Source organism: Corallococcus sp. AB049A (assembly GCF_003668885.1).
Lineage (GTDB): Bacteria > Myxococcota > Myxococcia > Myxococcales > Myxococcaceae > Corallococcus > Corallococcus interemptor.
Window position 1 is genome coordinate 1 of the sequence record NZ_RAWL01001279.1, and the last position, 415, is coordinate 415.

1 protein-coding gene is annotated in these 415 nt (G+C 67.0%); it reads right to left on the reverse strand.

Annotation, left to right across the window (positions count from 1 at the left end; genetic code table 11):
* On the reverse strand, positions 1–415 hold a 415-nt coding region (locus D7X55_RS41825), incomplete at both ends, for a protein kinase domain-containing protein (protein ID WP_147470532.1).

Consider the following 415-nt stretch of genomic DNA (forward strand, 5'->3'; position numbering starts at 1 on the left):
CTCCGTCAACGCCTCCAGGTCCGCTTGCGAGTAGGTCGCCGCGCGCCAGATCGCGTCCTCCACGCCAACAGGGCTGCCTGCGAGCCGAGCCCGCCTGACGGCACGTCGGACCCGCACGCGCTGCCTGACCGATAGCGAGCCCTTCACCTCTTCGGTCAAGGCATCCGGGGCATCCAGGAGGTTCTTCCCCGTCACAAGTTCAAGCAGGACATTGCCAAGCGCGAAGAGGTCCGAGCGCGCGTCCACGCGGCCCGTCAGGAGCATTTCCGGGGAGGAGTAGAACGCATCCCCCTGCGGCTGACGCACCGTGGATGAAACGCGGCCGGGCAGGTCCGAAAGGGCGAGCCCAAAGTCGGAGACCTGCACGTCGCCGTTCCAATCGACGAAGATGTGCTCAACGTCGAGCGCCCGGTGG